Below are 16,263 nucleotides of genomic sequence, written 5' to 3'. Positions count from 1 at the left end.
AAAGATCCCTGTGAACGCGACTGCGGTTCGAGTCGGGGATGCGGCGCCCGACCTGGTGCTCAAGGACCAGTTCGGCCAGGACACCTCCTTGCGTGAGACCAGCGGCGCCCGAGCGGCGCTGCTGGTCTTCTACCCGTTTGCGTTCTCGAGGATCTGCACCGAGGAGTTGACCCAGATCAACGAGCACCTGGACGCCTTCCAGAATGACTCGGTGCAGGTGCTGTGCGTCTCGTGTGACCCGATGTTCACCCTGCGCGCGTGGTCGCAGGCGCAGGGCTTCGGGTTTCCGCTGCTGTCGGACTTCTGGCCGCACGGTCGGGTGAGTCGTGCCTACGGGGTCTTTGACGACCGCTCCGGGATGGCGGCCCGCGGCACCTTTTTGGTCGACCGTGCCGGCGCGGTGCGCTGGCGGTTGGTGAACGGGCCGGGCGAGGCCCGAGACTTCGCCGTGATCCGCGACGAAGTCTCCCGCCGAGTGGAGTAGCTACCTGTCGAGTGGAGTAGTTGTCGAGTGGAGTAGTTGTTTGTACTCCACTCGGGCTGTTTGTGCTCCACTCGACGGGTAGACATGCGCAGCACCAGGAGGCCTGACACAATGAGCCGCCGAGCAGGTCCGTCGACTGACGGGGCTGCTCGTCGGGGCCTGTAGCTCAGTTGGTAGAGCACCGCGTTTACACCGCGGTTGTCGTCGGTTCGAGCCCGGCCGGGCCCACATGAATGACCTGAACCCGGTGACGCTCGGCGAGGTCCTTGCCGTGCTCGAGCGCCTCTACCCGCCGTGGAGCGCCGCGTCCTGGGATCGGGTCGGTCTGGTCACCGGCGACTCGCAGCAACCGGTCAGCCGTGTCCATTTTGCGGTGGACCCCACGCAGGCCGTCATCGAGGAGGCTCGTGAGGCTGGTGCGGACCTGCTGGTCACCCATCACCCGCTGCTGCTGCGCGGCGTCAGCTCGGTGGCGACCTCCACGGCCAAGGGACGCGCGGTCACCACCTTGGTCGTGGCCGACCTTGCGCTTTACTGCGCACACACGAACGCCGACGTCGCGCAGCCCGGAGTCAACGACGCGCTCGCGGAGGCCGCCGGTCTGCCACCCGGCTGTGCGGCACTCGGTGAGGAGGACGGCCAACCGATCGGGCGAGTCGGGGATCTGCCCGAACCCCTGACGCTGCGCACCTTCGCCGAGGGACTCGCGCGCGCCCTGCCACGGACCCCCGTGGGACTGCGGGTCGCCGGCCCCCCGGACGCCACAGTCCAGCGGGTGGCGGTGATGGGCGGCGCGGGGGACGATCGGTTCGACGCGGTCCGAGCGGCGCAGGCCGACGTCTATGTGACCGCCGACCTGCGACACCACCCCGCGCTCGAGGCGCGGGAAGAGGCGTCCGGTGACACGCCATACCTGGTCGACGCGGGGCACTTCGCCACCGAGTCGCTGTGGCTTGCGCTGGCCGCGGAGCGGATGGTGGCGGGACTGGGCGTTCGAGGCGTTAGCGTGGACACCTACATCAGTTCGCTGCGTACCGACCCCTGGGATTTCCTGGTCGGCCAGCACCCCGAAGCGGAAAGCGAGCCCTCGTGAAGGCTGACATTAGGCGACAGTGGCGACTGCTCGACCTGCAGAAGCTCGACAGTCGCCTGGCGCAGGTTGCGCACCGGACGCGGACCCTGCCGGTGCTTGCCGAGCTGGAGAAGGCGTCCTCCCAGCGCTCGGTGCGTGAAGAGGAGTGTGTGCTCGCGCAGACCGCTGTGGGCGATGTCGAGCGCGAGATCCGCAAGGCCGATGCCGATGTGCAGCTGGTGCGCGACCGGGCCGACCGGGATCAGAGCCGCCTGGACGCGGGCCGGGGCAGCGCTAAGGAGTTGCAGGGCCTGCAGCACGAGCTGGAGACTCTCGCACGGCGTCAGTCGGAGCTGGAGGACGTGGAGCTGGAGGTCATGGAGCGTGCCGAGTCATTGCGCGCCGGTATGGAGCAGAGCGACCAGGTGCTTCGCGACCTGACGGTGCGGATCGAGGAGCTGACCGCACAGCGGGACAGCGAGCTGCAGGATCTCGAGAAGGAACGCGAGGAGATTCTGCAGGAGCGCGCAAATGTGGCCCCCGGGGTCGGGGCGGACCTGCTCGAGCTCTACGAGAAGGTGCGCGAGCGGCAGGGCGGGCTCGGAGCGGCGCCCCTGCAGGGACGACGTTGTGGCGGATGCGGACTGGAGCTCAACCAGTCCGACCTGGCCCGCATCCGGGCTGCGGACGACGATGAGGTGCTGCGGTGCGAGGAGTGCCGACGCATCCTCATCCGCGCCGCCGACTCCGGTCTCTGAGCCGTGGGCCGATCCCTGGTTGTCGAGGCCGACGGCGGCTCTCGAGGCAACCCCGGGGTTGCCGGTTACGGCGCGTTGGTGCGTGACGCCGGCACCGGTGCGCTCCTTGCCGAGCGGGCCGAACCGCTTGGAAAGCAGAGCAATAACGTCGCCGAGTACCGCGGTCTCATAGCGGGTCTGCGCGCGGCGGTGCGGATCGACCCGGCCGCCGACGTTGCGGTGCGGATGGACTCCAAGCTCGTCATCGAGCAGATGGCCGGCCGGTGGAAGATCAAGCATCCCGACATGCGCGTCCTCGCGGGTGAGGCGCAGGAGATCATCCGCGGCCTGATCGACGCCGGTGGATCGGTGACCTGGACCTGGATTCCCCGTGCGGAGAACAAGGACGCCGACAGGCTGTCCAACGACGGGATGGACGGCCGGACCGTCGAGCACGACCTGTGGCAGGACGCGTTGCCGTCAGACGGCGCCGCCGGTCCGGTCGCCGGCAGCGCGACCGCCCGGGAGCCCGAGGTCGCCTCGGCGGACATCGGAGCACCCGCGCGGGTCCTGCTGGTGCGGCATGGTGTCACCGACTTCACCGTCCAGAGTCGTCTGGACGGGCGGGGCGGCGCTGATCCTTCCCTCAACCCAGAGGGCAAGGCTCAGGCCGAGCAGGTCGCGGAGGCGCTCGCCAAGCGGGTGACCGGTCGAGCCGTGGTGGTGACCTCATCGTTGGCGCGCGCCGGGCAGACCGGTGCGGCGATCGCGGCCGCTCTCGGCCTCAACACGCAGGTTGACGAAGGATGGGATGAACAGTCCTTCGGCGCGTGGGACGGGCTGACCTTCAAGCAGATTCACAGCGACTCTCCCGACGGTCTCGCTCGCCTGCGCAGCGACGAGACGTATGCAGTCGATGGCGGGGAGTCCCATCGCGACCTCGCGGTCCGGGTCGAGCAGGCATTCCGGCGGGCGGTCGATCTGGCGGGACCCGGCGGGACCGTCGTCGTGGTGACCCATCGCAAGCCGATCATGGTGGTGCTGTCCGGCCTGCTCGGCATCTCGATGGACCGCTCGTGGATGCTCGAGGCCGATCCGGCATCGGTCAGCGGGATCAAGATGTGGCAGGACCAGCACGCGAGCATCTCGTTCCTCAACGACACCACGCACCTGCGCAGCCACGTGTGAGATCTTTGGCGTTATGACAGAGCGCAATGCATGGGGTGCCGACACGATCGGGGTACGCGGTGGACTGGTCCGCAGCAGCTTCGAGGAGACCGCTGAGGGCCTGTTCCTGACATCGGGTTTCGTGTATGACCGGGCGGAGGACGCCGAGGCCGCATTCGCCGGTGACAGCGACCGGTTCATCTACAGTCGATATGGCAACCCGACGGTTTCGGCCTTCGAGGAACGGCTCCGGCTGCTCGAGGGCACGGAGGCCTGTTTTGCGACAGCATCCGGGATGAGCGCGGTCTTCACCTCGCTCGCGGCGATCCTGTCCAGCGGTGACCGCGTCGTCGCGTCCCGTGGTCTCTTCGGTGCCTGTTTCGCGATCCTCGACGAGATCCTGCCCCGGTGGGGAATCCAGACCGAGTTCGTCGACGGTCCCGATCTCGACCAGTGGCGGGCGGCCCTCGCCGAGCCGGCAGCAGCCGTCTTCTTCGAGACTCCGAGCAATCCGATGCAGGAGCTCGTCGACATGCAAGCGGTATGCGACCTCGCCCACAGTGCGGGCGCGAAAGTCCTGGTGGACAATGTTTTCGGCACGCCCGTCTTTTCCAAGCCGCTGCAGCATGGCGCTGACATCGTTGTCTACTCCGCCACCAAACACATCGACGGCCAGGGGCGGGTGCTCGGCGGTGCGATTCTCGGGCCGGAGGACTACATCAACGGCCCGGTGCGCACCCTGGTTCGTCAGACCGGCCCGTCGATGTCGGCATTCAACGCCTGGGTGCTGGTGAAGGGCCTGGAGACCCTGCGCCTGCGCGTGGAGCAGCAGGGCCGCTCCGCTCTTCAGATGGCGCAGTTCCTCGAGGGTCACACCGGGGTTCGGCAGGTGCGCTACCCCTTCCTCGCGTCGCACCCACAGCACGAGCTGGCTCGACGCCAGATGAGCGGGGGAGGCACGGTGGTGACGTTCGACATCGACGGTGGCAAGGATGCGGCCTTCGCGATGATGAACGCCCTGGAGATCGTCGACATCTCCAATAACCTCGGCGATGCCAAGTCGATGATCACCCACCCTTCGACCACGACCCACCACCGGATGAGTGAGGACGCCCGCCGGGCCGTCGGCATCACCGACGGCACGCTGCGACTGTCCATCGGGCTGGAAGATGTCGCCGACCTGGTGCACGACGTCGAGCAGGCATTGCGGCGTTGTTAGGGTAGGTCGCTGACGCGGGAGCTCGGAGATGCCGGGCTGAGAGGGCAGCAGGTGCTGCCGACCGCTTGAACCTGGTCCGGGTAATGCCGGCGTAGGAAGGACGAAGCATGGGCATGTCGCTCAGCACGCGGAGCAGTGACGAGAAGCTTTGGCAACCGACGGCCGAGGTGCCTCGCACCCTGGACGAGGAGGCTCCCCGGACCCTGACGGTCCGCGATCAGATCGGCCTATGGGCCAATCTCGGGATCAGCCTGATGGGGTTCGCCGGGGCGATCGTGGTGCTCCAGCCGCACGGGCCCGGCACGGCCCAGCTCGGCATACCTCAGGCCATGCTGGCGATTGTCGTGGGCACCATCATCGGCACCGCCGCCATCGCCGTCGCCGGCCTGCCGGGAGCCCGCACCGGCCAGCCGGCGATGGTGCTGCTCCGCGGGCTGTTCGGCGGACGCCTTTCCTACCTGCCGACCGGCCTCAACATCGTGCAGCTGATCGGCTGGGGCGTCTTCGAGATCGTCATCATCGCCACGGCCGTCACCACACTGACCGACGTGCCGCGCTGGCCGGTGATCGTAGTCGCTGGCCTGCTGTCGATCGCGCTGTCGATCTACCCGCTGAAGTGGGTCAAGGTGCTGCGCCGCTATGTCACGGCCGCCGTGGTGATTGCGATGATCTACCTGGGTATCCGGTTGCTCGCCGACGGGCTGCCGCATCACTCCGGCGGCGGCTGGTCCGGCTTCGCGATCAGCGTCGACGCCTGCATCGCGGTGTCCGTGTCGTGGGTGCCCGTGGTCGCGGACTACTCGCGGCACTCGACGAGCCCGCGAGCCAGCGTGATCGGAACCTTCACCGGCTATGCCGTCACCCAGATCTGCTGCTACGGACTGGGGCTCGCGTTCTTGATCCAGGTGGCGGGGGACACGAACAAGGTCTTCGCCGCGTTTCTGGCAGTTCCGCTGGGCGCGCTGTGCTTCACCATCATCTCGGTGCGTGAGGTCGACCAGTCCTTCGTAGACCTCTACTCGGCGACCATGTCGATCCAGAACATTCGCCCGCGCTGGGATCGGCGGATCATCTCGGTAGTCCTCGGCGTGCTCATCACGGTCCTTGCACTGTCGATCAACATCTATGGGTTCGCGGGATTCCTGACACTGATCGGGTCAGTGTTCGTCCCGCTCCTGGCCGTCATGGTCGTCGACTACTTCGGCGCAGGCGGTCGCCGGACCTGGGACCTGACCGAGCAGGCCAGGCATCGACCGTTGATGCTCTTGCCGTGGGTAGTCGGTTTCGTCGCCTACCAGATGACCTCACCCGGCGAAGTCGACCGCTGGTCGTCGCTGTGGGTGCACCTCGACGATGCGGTGGGCTTCGTGCCGCAGGAGTGGATGAGTGCCTCGGTGTGCTCGTTCATCGTCGCGGCAGTCGCAACCGCCGCGGTGCACCTCGCCGCACGAGCACTAGGGAGACGAGCATGACTGACACCCACGAGATCGCCGAGGTGCTTGCCAGAGTGCGACAGCGCGGGCCGCTGGTGCACTGCATGACGAACATTGTCGTCGCCGGATTCACCGCAAACGTGCTGCTGGCGCTGGATGCCTCGCCCGCCATGGTCGAGAACACCCGTGAGTCAGCGCAGTTCGCTGCGATCGCCGATGGCTTGCTGGTGAACCTGGGCACTCTGACGAGCGAGCGGGCGGAGGCAATGCGGGCCGCGGCGGGGTCGGCGCACGACGCCGGCACACCCTGGGTGCTCGACCCGGTGGCGGTCGGTGGTCTGGACTACCGCACCGGCCTGGCCAAGGAGCTCCTGGAGGCCGGTCCACACATCATTCGGGGGAATGCATCGGAGGTGATCAGCCTCGCCGGTGGAGCCGGGGCCGGCCGTGGAGTGGACAGCTCCGATGGCCCCGAGGCCGCCGCGCCCGCGGCCGAGTCGCTCGTGTCCAGGCCCGTTGGGGCGGTCGCGGTCAGTGGTCCGATCGACTACGTGACCGACGGCACGCAGCGGGTGCGCGTCCACAACGGAGACCCGGTGATGACGCGGGTCACCGGCGTCGGATGCGCGCTCGGCGCCGTCGTCGCGGCCTGCGCGGCAGTGGTCGAGTCGCCGTTGACGGCGGCCGTTGCCGGCACGGCGATCATGACAATCGCAGCCGAGCACGCCGCGTCAACGTCCGCCGGACCGGGCAGCTTCGCGGTGCACCTGATCGATGCCCTGTCGCTGCTCGAACCGTCCGACATCGAGAAGGAGCTGCGGCTGTGAACCCGATCGACCTGCGGGTCTATCTTGTGACCGACACCGCACTGTGTGGTGCCCGGGGAGTGTCCGACACGGTGCGGGCGGCAGTCGCGGGTGGCGTCACCGTCGTGCAGCTGCGCGACCACGCGGAATCCACCCGAGCGTTGTGCCGGCTGGCAGAGTCGCTCCGGGAAGTGCTGGCCGGGACCGGGGTCCCACTGATCATCGACGACCGGCTCGATGTCGCGCTGGCTGTCGGAGCCGATGGTGTGCACGTGGGGCAGTCGGACATGGACCCTCGGACGGTCCGACGGCTCGTCGGTCCCGACCTGGTGATCGGACACTCCGTGTCGACGCCGCAGGAGGCGCGCGCGGTAGCCGACCTGCCGGAGGGCTCGGTGGACTACCTGGGGATCGGGCCGTTTCGCGCCACACCGACCAAGCCGAACGCTGCGGCTCCCCTCGGGGCGTCCGGGATCGCGGACGTCGTTGCGACGACCAGCCTCCCGACCGTCGCCATCGGCGGCATCAAGCAGGTAGACGTGCGGCACGTGCTGGCGACCGGTGTCGGGGGAGTTGCCGTGGTCTCTGCGATCTGCGCCGCAGACGACCCACAGCGGGCGGCGGCCGAGCTACGGGCGTCCGTGGAGGGACCCGCATGATTCCGACAGTCCTGACCATCGCGGGCACCGATCCGAGTGGCGGCGCCGGTATCAGCGCGGACCTGAAGACCTTCTCGGCGCTCGGTGCGTTCGGCACCGTCGTCGTCACCGCGGTCGTCAGTCAAAACACTCGTGGGGTCGCTGCAGTGCACCAGCTGACCGGGCGGCAGGTGCGCGGGCAGCTGGATAACCTCCTCGAGGACGTGCAGGTCGATGCCATCAAGATCGGCATGCTCGGCACCGCGGACGTGATCGAGCAGGTGGCAGAGGTGCTTGCCTGCCGCCCTGCGCGGGCGGTCGTGCTGGACCCGGTCATGGTCGCCTCCAGTGGGGACCGGTTGCTGGAGCCGGATGCCGTTGTCGCACTGCGCGAACGGTTGATCCCGCTCTGCGACCTGATCACCCCCAACCTGCCGGAGGCGGGTGACCTGCTCGGGGTGAGCCCGGCGTCCAGTCTCACCGCGATGGCGGCCCAGCTGGGGGAACTGCACTCGATGGCACCCAACGTGCTCCTCAAGGGTGGCCACCTCACCGGTGAGGAGAGCACCGACCTGCTGTATGCCGACGGACGCACCTATGAGCTGACCGCACCCCGGGTGCACACGACGAGCACGCACGGCACGGGATGCACGCTGTCCGCCGCGATAGCGGCGCTCCGACCGGTCCGGCCCTCCTGGGAGCAGGCCGTGCGCGAGGCCAAGGACTACCTGACCGGTGCCCTCCGGGCCGCCGACCAGCTGCACATCGGTTCCGGACACGGTCCGGTGCACCACTTCCACGCAGTCTGGCCGAACACCCCTGGCGGCCGCGCGGTCCGGGAGTAGAATCCGTGCACCCGCCCTTTTTTCAGGAGAATTCATGGGCAGTTCGACTGTTGTGCCATTGCTGAAGAATGTCGATCAGCGGCGGCGTGACCTTGACGCGCGCCATCGGCCGTGGCCACAGATCACGTTGTCCGAGCTGCTGGACCGCGTTGCGGCGGAGCATCCGGAGCGGCCGTTCGTCATCGATGACCAGAACACGTGCACGTATGCCGAGATGCAGGAGTGGAGTCGGCGGCTCGCCCGTGGCCTGGTCGGTCGAGGTATCGAGTCCGGTGACCACGTGGCGATGGTTCTGCCCAACAGCGTGGAGACGGTGGCCGTCAGGTTCGCCATCGCTCGTACCGGCGCGGTGGCGGTGCCCATCAACTTCCAGCTTCGCGCTGAGGAGCTGGCCTACGTGCTCACCCAGTCGCGGGCGAGCGCGGTCATCACCATGGAGGAGTTCCGTGGGATCGATGCGCTGGATGCGCTCGACCGGATCACGCCCGGCTGGGAGCGCGGGCAGCGAGGCGGAAGCCTGCCCGAGCTGCGCCTGGTGGTCACCGTGCCCCATGCCAGTGCGAGACCGGCGCGTTCGACTGCGTTGACACTGGGCTGCATCGAGCGCGACCCCGACCCGGCGATCGACGACGAGTTGGCTGCCCGGGCCGCTCGGATGGACCCCCGCGACACCACCACGATCTTTTACACGTCGGGCACGACCGGGCAGGCAAAGGGCGTGCTGTCGAGCCACGACATGGAGCTGCGCAGCGCCTACGGCTCCGCCTACACGCGGGCCTTCGAGGATGGCCGGCGGATCCTGTTCGCCTTGCCGCTGCATCACGTCTTCGCCTACATCGAGGGGCTTCTCGCGTCGATGTTCGTCGGCGGATGTGCGGTCCTCCAGCCGGCATTCGACCCCCGGGAGTCGCTGCTGGCCATCGAGCGCCACGACGTGGGCGAGGCGCTCTTCGTGCCGATGATGAGCCTGGCGATCATCGATGCCGTTCGCGCCGGCAGTTACGACCTGTCCTCGCTTCACTCGGTCATGTCGGCGGCTCAGTCCGCACCCGCACGGGTGTGGAAGGAGTTGTCGGAGCTGCTGGATCTCGAGCAGCTCGTGACGGCGTACGGCATGACCGAGACCTCCGCGGCGACGACGTTCACGATGCCCGGTGACACGCTCGACAACCTGGTGGACACGGTGGGGCGGCCGAAGCTGGGTGGTTCGGCCGGTGATCCCGAGCTCGGCGGTCGCCTGGCCGAATACAAGGCGGTCGACCTGTCCGGACGCGACCTGCAGCCGGGGGAGGAGGGCGAGCTGGCCGCCCGCGGCCCGATCGTCGCGCCCGGCTACTACGGCAAGGCACAGGAGACCGCCGAGGTCATGCTGCCCGGCGGGTGGTTGCGGTCGGGAGACCTCGGGCGGGTGCGTGTGGACGGGTATCTGGAGCTGACCGGCCGGAGCAAGGACCTCTACAAGCGCGGCGCCGAGATGGTGATGCCCGCGGAGATCGAGGCTCGGCTGGACCGGCGCCCGGACGTCGCACAGGCCCACGTGGTCGGCGTGCCGGACGAGCGTATGGGGGAGGTCGGCTGTGCCTGGGTCGTCCCGAACGAGGACGCGAAGCCGACCGCCGAAGAGCTGATCGACTACTGCAGATCCGAGCTCGCCCGGTTCAAGGTGCCCGTTTACGTCCTCTTCACGACGGCCGACCAGCTGCCCCTGACGGCGTCCGGAAAGGTGCAGAAGTTCAAGCTGGCCGAGCGGGCAGCTCGGCAGCTCGGCCTGTAGCCGGCTCAGCAGCGCAGCACGACCCGGCCGACGACCTCACGCCGCGCGAGGAGGTCCAGGCCGGCCGGTGCCTCGTCGAAAGGCAGCGACGCGTGGATGGTCGGTGCAATCCGCCCGTCCTCGGCCAGCCGTACCAGTTCGGCGTGGATCTCGCGCAGCACAGTGGGATTCGCCCGCCGGTAGGCGGCCAGGTGCAGCCCGACCAGTGAGTAGTTGCGGAGCAGCACATGGTTGACGGGCGCCTGGGGCACCGTGCCACTGGTGAATCCCACGGTGACCACCCGCCCCTCGAACGCGATACAGCGGCGCGCTCGGTCGAAGAGGTCACCACCGACGACATCCAGCACGATGTCGGCGCCGTGACCGTCGGTCAGGTCACGCACCGTGGTGACCAGGTCATCGGTCAGCGACAGGTCGATCGCCTCCGCACCGGCCTGCTCGCAGGCGCGCGCCTTTGCTTCGCCGGTCGCGACGGCGAGCACCCGTGCGCCGGCCGCCACGCCCAGCTGGACCGCGGCCGACCCGACGCCTCCGGCGGCCCCGTCGACCAGGAGCGTCTCGCCGGGCCGGATCGAGGCGCGACGGTGCAGAGCCGCATGGGCGGTGGCGTAGGCGATGTGCAAGGTGGCCGCGGTCGTGGCCGGTAGTCGTGCCGGCACCCCGTAGAGCTGGTTGTCGGGCACGGTGAGCGACTCCTGCATGGCGCCGTTCGGCAGCTCCGGCACCACAATCACGTGATCGCCGTCCTGCCAGATCGAGCCTGGGCCCGCGTCGACCACGACTCCGGCGGCCTCGTAGCCGGGGCAGAACGGGAGGTCGGGCCGCTCCTGGTATCGGCCGGAGCAGAGCAGCAGGTCGGGATGGTTCAGGCCGATCGCCGTGACCTGCACCCGGGCCTGTCCTCTCGTTGGGCGGGCGACCGGGACGTCATCAAGCTGCAGCGCAACTGCCGGCGCACCGAGCCGGTGCACTCTCCAGGCGCGCGAATGACCAGGAGTTCTCACCATGCGACGAGCCTACGGGCGAGTAGAGTCGAGGTGTGGCTGGATCGGGTAGAACGCTTGGCGCCGCGCTCGTCGGCGTGGGTATGGCAGTGCCGCAACACGTCGTCAGCAACGCCGAAATTGCCGAGCGACTCGGTGTCGACGAGGAGTGGATCAGCAGACGGACGGGCACCAAGGTGCGACACGTCGCGTCGCCGGGGGAGCGCCTTGAGCACCTTGCCGCCGGTGCGGCGAGGTCGGCGCTCGAGGACGCCGGGCTGGATCCGGTCGAGGTGGACCTGGTCCTGGTCGGGACGACCAGCGCCGAGGAGATGAGTCCGCACGCGGCTCCGCTCGTGGCGGCCGACATCGGCACCAAGGGTGCCGGCGCGATCGATGTGAGTGCGGCCTGCCCCGGCTTCCTGTCCTGTCTGGCCCTCGGGGCCTCGATGATCGAGGCCGGCCGGGCGCGGACGGTTGTCGCGATCGGCGCCGACATGCTGAGCCGGTATCTGGACCCGGATGACCGAGGCTCGGCGATGCTCTTCGGCGACGGGGCCGGCGCCGTGGTGCTGACAGGGGTCGACGGCCCGACGCAGGTGGAGTCGGTGTGTCTGCACTCCGACGGAGATGGCCGCGCGCTGATCCGGCTGGATCGTGACGAGCGGCTGATCCGGATGGATGGCCCCACCGTGTTCCGCTATGCGGTGCGGTGCATGACCGACGTGACCCGAGAGGTGCTCGACGAGGTCGGCGCGACGACGCAGGACGTGGACCTGTTCGTCTACCACCAGGCAAACACGCGCATCATCGACGCGGTCGGCAAGCGACTTCACTTGGATCCGGCCAAGGTCGTCAACGTGATCGAGGAGTATGCCAACACCTCGGCCGCTTCGTTGCCCATCGCTCTGGCCGCGGCCCGGGCTCGCGGTCGGCTGCCCGACGGCAGCCGCGTCCTCCTGTCGGCCTTCGGTGCGGGAATGGTCTGGGGCGGCGCCATCCTCCGCTGGGGCCGGCCGGCGTAGGTCGGGCTCCGCCTACGCGACGGCGAGGGCAAGTGACGCGGCGACGACCGCGCAGACCGCGACCAGTGCACTCTCTGCGGTGAACCGCGCCAGCGGGACGCTCACTCCGGCACGGCGGCACCGGTCCCGCCACAGCAGCGTCGCCATCGACCCCCATACGGTCACCAGCGGGCCGGCATTGGTGCCGATCAGCAGCGCCATCAGGCGGGTTGCGCCAAACCCTGTCGCGGGCTCGATCGCGAGGTAGGCGGGCAGGTTGTTCACCAGGTTCGCGCCGACGGCGCCGGTCGCGCTGAGGCGAAGGAGGTCGAGGGAGCCGCCACCCGTGCCCGCAACATCCTGCAGACCGTGCGTCAGACCGTGGTGGCCGAGGACATCGATCACGACGAACACCACACAGACGGCGACGATCATCCGCCAGGGGATCTGGATGCCGCGCACCGCGTCCCGCTGGCGAACCCATAGCACGACCAGCAGCATTGCGGCGGCGATGGTTGCGGGGATCGCCGGTGTGACGCCGGTGAGAAAGACTGGCCCGATGACAAGGCATACGCCGCCGCTGACCCAGAGCAGCACCCGGTCGTGCGGTTCGTCCGGCGAATCGATCGTGAATCGTCCGCGCAGCTGACGCCTGTGCAGAGCGGCGATGACGGCGATGGTCACCGCGATGGCGACCAGCGCCGGCAGCCACGCAACGCGAAGATAGGTCGGGTAGCCACCGATCTGCGAGAAGTGGTGCAAGGCGAGCAGGTTGGTCAGGTTGGACACCGGCAGGAGCAGCGAGGCCGTGTTCGCCAGCCATACCGTGGTCAACGCGAACGGGAGGGGCGACACCCGAATCTGCTGGGCGATCGCGAGGACAACGGGTGTTAGGAGCACCGCCGTGGTGTCGAGGCTGAGGACGATGGTCGCCAGGCAGGAGATCGCCACGATCAACAGCCAGAGCAGCACGGTGCGGTGATGGGCGTGACGCGCGGCCCAGTGCCCTGCGATGTCGAAAACGCCCGCAACTTGGGAGATCTCGGCCACCACCGTGATGCTCGCCAGGAAGAGCATCACGGGAAGGATCCGTGCCGCCAGATCCCCGATATTGGTCATGGTGCCTGCACGTTGAGCACCCATGGTTGGCCGGTGCGGACCGGGGCGGCCAAGGAGGTCTGGAAGCCGGCGGAGACCTCCGCCTCGAGGTGTGCTGGTGTGCGCGCGCGGGACCCGTGCTCGGCCAGATGACGGGTCACCAGGCCGCGGGTGTGCTTGGCCATGTGCGTGGCGCCGGGGACCTTGACCAGGACCCAGCGATCGGCGAGCTTGCCCGATGGAGTCCAGGCTGCGGCATACGTGCTGGAGCGGCAGTCCACAATCACACCGTCACCGGCTTCGGCGGCCATGACTGAGGCGAGCGGTGCCCGCCAGACGCCGGCAAGTGGGCCGAGCCCGGGCAGGTTCACCGCCATGGACAGGCGGTAGGGCGGCACCTTGTCGTGAAGGTGGAGAGCACCGAACAGCGCCGACTGCACCACGATCCAGCGGGCAGCGCGGCGCTTGGCCGCAGCATCGAGAGTTGCGAGGCCGAGAGCGTCATAGAGAACACCGGTGTAGAGCTGGCTGACCGGCACCGCCGGCGCGGTCTCGAGCGCGACGTTGCGGGCGATCTCCGCGGTCAGGTTCGGGCTGACTCCGAGCGTGCTCGCCGCGTCCGGGCGGGCGCTGGCCCGGGCGAGTGCTGTCATCACGGCGGCCCGCACCGGCGTGAGCTCGGGCCATTGCAGGGAGTCCAGGTCAAGGCGTCGACCGCGCGTGCGGCCGGACTTGGTCTCCGAGGGAGGAAGCAGAATCAGCACCAGGCGAGAGTACGACGTATGCGGGAACTCCCGTCGGACGGTGTCGCGGGTGCGTAGGGTGATTGCATGCTGAAGCGATCGATCCGTGCTGCTGCGGCCGATGCCAGCACGGTCGACGGCGGATCGCTGGAGCACGCGTTCGCAGCCATCCGCAAGGAGATGGAGCTGTCGACCGACTACCCGGGCGTCGCCCTTGCGGAGGCGGAGCGCGCGGCAGCCGAGGTCGGGCTGCCCGCTCGCGACGAGACGAGCGTGCCGTTCTTGACCATCGACCCGGCGGGGTCGATGGATCTGGATCAGGCGATGTGCCTGGAGCGCAAGGGGAGCGGCTATCGGGTGCGGTACGCGATCGCGGACGTGCCCGCATACGTCCGGCCCGGCGGGGCACTTGATGCGGAGACCTGGCGACGCGGGCAGACGGTGTATCTGCCGGACACCCGGCTGCCACTGCACCCGGCGGTGCTCAGCGATCATGCCGCCAGCCTGCTGCCGGACCAGGTGCGCTCGGCCTTCGTCTGGGACATTGCCCTCGACCGTGACGGGCAGCATGTGGGCGCCGACGTCTACCGCGCGGCCATGAGAAGTCGACGGCGGCTGGACTACGAGCAGGTGCAGGAGACGATCGACTCGGGCAGGGCCGACGAGGCCATCGTGCTCTTGAGGGAGATCGGTGAGCTGCGCATCCGGCTGGAGCAGGAGCGCGGCGGTGCCAGCCTGCCGATGCCCGAGCAGGAGGTGCACAAGAACGGTGACGGCACCTACGAGCTGGGGTTCCGGCCGCCGGTCGCCTCGGAGGAGTGGAATGCGCAGATCTCGTTGATGACCGGGATGTGCGCCGCGGAGATGATGCTGCACGCTCAGGTCGGCATCCTGCGCACGATGCCGCCGCCGGACCATCAGGCCGTTGCGCGTTTCCACCGGCAGGCGGCCGCGCTGGGCGTGCCGTGGCCGGCAGAGCAGGAGTACGGCGACTTCATCCGGGGCCTGAATCGCGGTGACCCCAAGCACCTGGCTCTGATCCACGAGGCCACCGCACTGTTCCGGGGGGCCGGCTACACACCGTTCGACGGCGACGTGCCCGAGCAGGTCGAGCAGTCCGCGGTCGCAGCACCGTATGCGCATGTGACGGCCCCACTGCGCCGACTCGTCGACCGTTATGGGTTGGCGATCTGTGAGGCGGTATGCCGTGACGCCGAGATACCGGTCTGGGTGCGTCAGGCGCTGCCGCGGCTACCGGAGGTCATGCAGCGCACCGACCAGGGTGCGGCACGGGTCGAGCACGCGTGCACCGACGCTGTGGAGGCCGCCGTCCTGCAGCACCGGGTCGGCCAGATCTTTGACGCCTCCGTGGTGGACAGGCGGGAGAAGGGCGGGCTGGTTGTGCAGCTGGTGGACCTTGCGGTGACGGCCGAGTGCGAGGGGGTTGCGCAGCTCGGCGAGCGGGTGCGCGCGCGGCTGGTGTCCTGCGATGTCGAAGGGCGCAGGGTGATCTTCGAGCTGGCGTGACCGAGTGCCGCGGTGCACTACGCTGCTGTGGTGGATGAGCTGGCCAGGCGGCCGCGTCGAGGGGTGACTCTCGCCGAGGAACGTCCGGGCTCCACAGGACAAGGTGGTGGCTAACGACCACCCGGGGCGACCCGCGGGACAGTGCCACAGAAAACAGACCGCCAGACGTCTCCGACGGCTGGTAAGGGTGAAACGGTGGTGTAAGAGACCACCAGCGCCCCAGGTGACTGGGGCGGCTAGGTAAACCCCACCTGGAGCAAGGTCAGACAGCATGCGTTCGAGGGCGGTCCGCTCGAGCATGCGGGTAGACCGCTGGAGGCGGCTGGCAACAGTCGTCGTAGATGGATGGTCGCCACGGCGTCGCCGGCAACAGCGGCGCCGGACAGAACCCGGCGTATCGGCCAGCTCATCCACTCGACCTTCCAATCGACATTGGCTAGGTCGGTGAAGGTCACCGGCACTTGTCGATGGACTCTGACGTCACTGATGGTTCGATAGGAGCGCCGTTCGCGGCTGCATGATGATGCGTCGACCTGAGTGTGTATCCCGGCGAGGGCAGGCTGAGCCTTCCAGGCACCGCCTCCCGGCCGCCGCGCCCCCACGATCGCTGTTAGAGGTTCCGCGGATAGGTCATGGTCGGCGGGTTGGTCGAGTGTCCCAGCGGTGGGTGGTCCAGGCGGTCCGGATCAGGCGCCGGGTGATGATGATGGCGTTGGCCAAGGCGATCAGAGAG

At 68.6% G+C, this 16,263-nt stretch carries 15 protein-coding genes, 1 tRNA gene, 1 other RNA gene, 1 pseudogene and 1 riboswitch; of the genes and pseudogenes, 14 read left to right on the top strand and 4 right to left on the bottom strand.

Going from position 1 to position 16,263, the window contains the following annotated elements:
• The first annotated feature begins 10 nt into the window (after window positions 1-10).
• The 11 genes from FGL98_RS10240 to FGL98_RS10190 all read left to right on the top strand — a co-directional run bounded on the left by FGL98_RS10240 (window position 11) and on the right by FGL98_RS10190 (window position 10,175).
• Window positions 11-484 carry a peroxiredoxin gene (locus FGL98_RS10240; RefSeq protein WP_186526098.1) on the top strand — a complete coding sequence of 158 codons (474 nt, stop codon included), beginning with the start codon at window positions 11-13 and terminating at the stop codon, window positions 482-484.
• A 155-nt stretch (window positions 485-639) separates the two neighbouring features.
• Window positions 640-712 (top strand) — tRNA-Val (locus tag FGL98_RS10235).
• A 1-nt stretch (window position 713) separates the two neighbouring features.
• A complete protein-coding gene (locus FGL98_RS10230; RefSeq protein WP_146316670.1) occupies window positions 714-1,577 on the top strand; it encodes a Nif3-like dinuclear metal center hexameric protein in 864 nt (287 codons plus the stop codon).
• Window positions 1,574-2,314, top strand: coding sequence for a zinc ribbon domain-containing protein (locus tag FGL98_RS10225; protein ID WP_146316669.1), 741 nt, complete (start codon window positions 1,574-1,576; stop codon window positions 2,312-2,314). Before FGL98_RS10230 ends, FGL98_RS10225 begins: the two co-directional genes overlap by 4 nt.
• A 3-nt stretch (window positions 2,315-2,317) precedes the next feature.
• Complete coding sequence (locus FGL98_RS10220; RefSeq protein WP_146316668.1) at window positions 2,318-3,481, top strand: bifunctional RNase H/acid phosphatase; 1,164 nt, start codon at window positions 2,318-2,320, stop codon at window positions 3,479-3,481.
• A gap of 13 nt (window positions 3,482-3,494) precedes the next feature.
• On the top strand, window positions 3,495-4,679 hold the full coding sequence (locus FGL98_RS10215) for an O-succinylhomoserine sulfhydrylase (protein ID WP_146316667.1): 1,185 nt from the start codon (window positions 3,495-3,497) through the stop codon (window positions 4,677-4,679).
• Between the two features lie 4 nt (window positions 4,680-4,683).
• Window positions 4,684-4,794, top strand: a riboswitch (TPP riboswitch).
• Window positions 4,787-6,151, top strand: a complete 1,365-nt coding sequence (locus tag FGL98_RS10210; RefSeq protein ID WP_222432108.1) for a purine-cytosine permease family protein — start codon at window positions 4,787-4,789, stop codon at window positions 6,149-6,151. (Overlaps the previous riboswitch by 8 nt.)
• The gene (thiM, locus tag FGL98_RS10205) at window positions 6,148-6,939 is read left to right on the top strand and encodes a hydroxyethylthiazole kinase (protein ID WP_146316666.1); all 792 of its coding nucleotides are present in this window, start codon (window positions 6,148-6,150) and stop codon (window positions 6,937-6,939) included. The genes FGL98_RS10210 and thiM overlap by 4 nt, the downstream gene beginning before the upstream one ends.
• Window positions 6,936-7,577: a thiamine phosphate synthase gene (gene thiE / locus FGL98_RS10200; RefSeq protein ID WP_146316665.1), complete on the top strand. Its 642-nt coding sequence runs from the start codon at window positions 6,936-6,938 to the stop codon at window positions 7,575-7,577. The genes thiM and thiE overlap by 4 nt, the downstream gene beginning before the upstream one ends.
• Window positions 7,574-8,401: a bifunctional hydroxymethylpyrimidine kinase/phosphomethylpyrimidine kinase gene (gene thiD, locus FGL98_RS10195; protein WP_146316664.1), complete on the top strand. Its 828-nt coding sequence runs from the start codon at window positions 7,574-7,576 to the stop codon at window positions 8,399-8,401. Before thiE ends, thiD begins: the two co-directional genes overlap by 4 nt.
• A 34-nt stretch (window positions 8,402-8,435) precedes the next feature.
• Window positions 8,436-10,175: an AMP-binding protein gene (locus FGL98_RS10190; protein ID WP_146316663.1), complete on the top strand. Its 1,740-nt coding sequence runs from the start codon at window positions 8,436-8,438 to the stop codon at window positions 10,173-10,175.
• 5 nt (window positions 10,176-10,180) lie between these two features.
• Here the strand turns inward: FGL98_RS10190 and FGL98_RS10185 are convergent, their stop codons facing one another.
• On the bottom strand, window positions 10,181-11,182 hold the full coding sequence (locus FGL98_RS10185) for an NADPH:quinone oxidoreductase family protein (protein WP_146316662.1): 1,002 nt from the start codon (window positions 11,180-11,182) through the stop codon (window positions 10,181-10,183).
• Between the two features lie 32 nt (window positions 11,183-11,214).
• On the opposite strand from FGL98_RS10185, the gene FGL98_RS10180 reads away from it, so the two are divergent.
• Entirely contained in the window at window positions 11,215-12,183 is a 969-nt protein-coding gene (locus FGL98_RS10180; protein ID WP_146316661.1) for a 3-oxoacyl-ACP synthase III family protein, read from the top strand.
• 12 nt (window positions 12,184-12,195) lie between these two features.
• On the opposite strand, the gene FGL98_RS10175 is transcribed toward FGL98_RS10180, so the two are convergent.
• Together FGL98_RS10175 and FGL98_RS10170 are read right to left on the bottom strand one after the other, a co-directional pair.
• Window positions 12,196-13,281 (bottom strand): SLC13 family permease, encoded by a 1,086-nt coding sequence (locus tag FGL98_RS10175; protein ID WP_146316660.1) that lies wholly within the window; start codon window positions 13,279-13,281, stop codon window positions 12,196-12,198.
• Window positions 13,278-14,024 (bottom strand): YaaA family protein, encoded by a 747-nt coding sequence (locus tag FGL98_RS10170; RefSeq protein WP_146316659.1) that lies wholly within the window; start codon window positions 14,022-14,024, stop codon window positions 13,278-13,280. The genes FGL98_RS10175 and FGL98_RS10170 overlap by 4 nt, the downstream gene beginning before the upstream one ends.
• A 66-nt stretch (window positions 14,025-14,090) precedes the next feature.
• Between FGL98_RS10170 and FGL98_RS10165 the strand changes: the two genes are divergently transcribed.
• Both FGL98_RS10165 and rnpB read left to right on the top strand, forming a co-directional pair.
• Window positions 14,091-15,530 (top strand): RNB domain-containing ribonuclease, encoded by a 1,440-nt coding sequence (locus FGL98_RS10165; RefSeq protein ID WP_146316658.1) that lies wholly within the window; start codon window positions 14,091-14,093, stop codon window positions 15,528-15,530.
• A gap of 35 nt (window positions 15,531-15,565) precedes the next feature.
• Window positions 15,566-15,943: RNase P RNA component class A (gene rnpB, locus FGL98_RS10160), an RNA gene on the top strand.
• Window positions 15,944-16,160: 217 nt separating this feature from the next.
• On the opposite strand, the pseudogene FGL98_RS10155 reads toward rnpB, so the two are convergent.
• Window positions 16,161-16,263 (bottom strand): annotated as a pseudogene (locus FGL98_RS10155) (IS5/IS1182 family transposase); the annotation flags it as partial.

This window comes from Leekyejoonella antrihumi (assembly GCF_007845645.1).
GTDB lineage: Bacteria > Actinomycetota > Actinomycetes > Actinomycetales > Dermatophilaceae > Leekyejoonella > Leekyejoonella antrihumi.
This window is presented reverse-complemented; position numbering and strand designations above follow the sequence as displayed.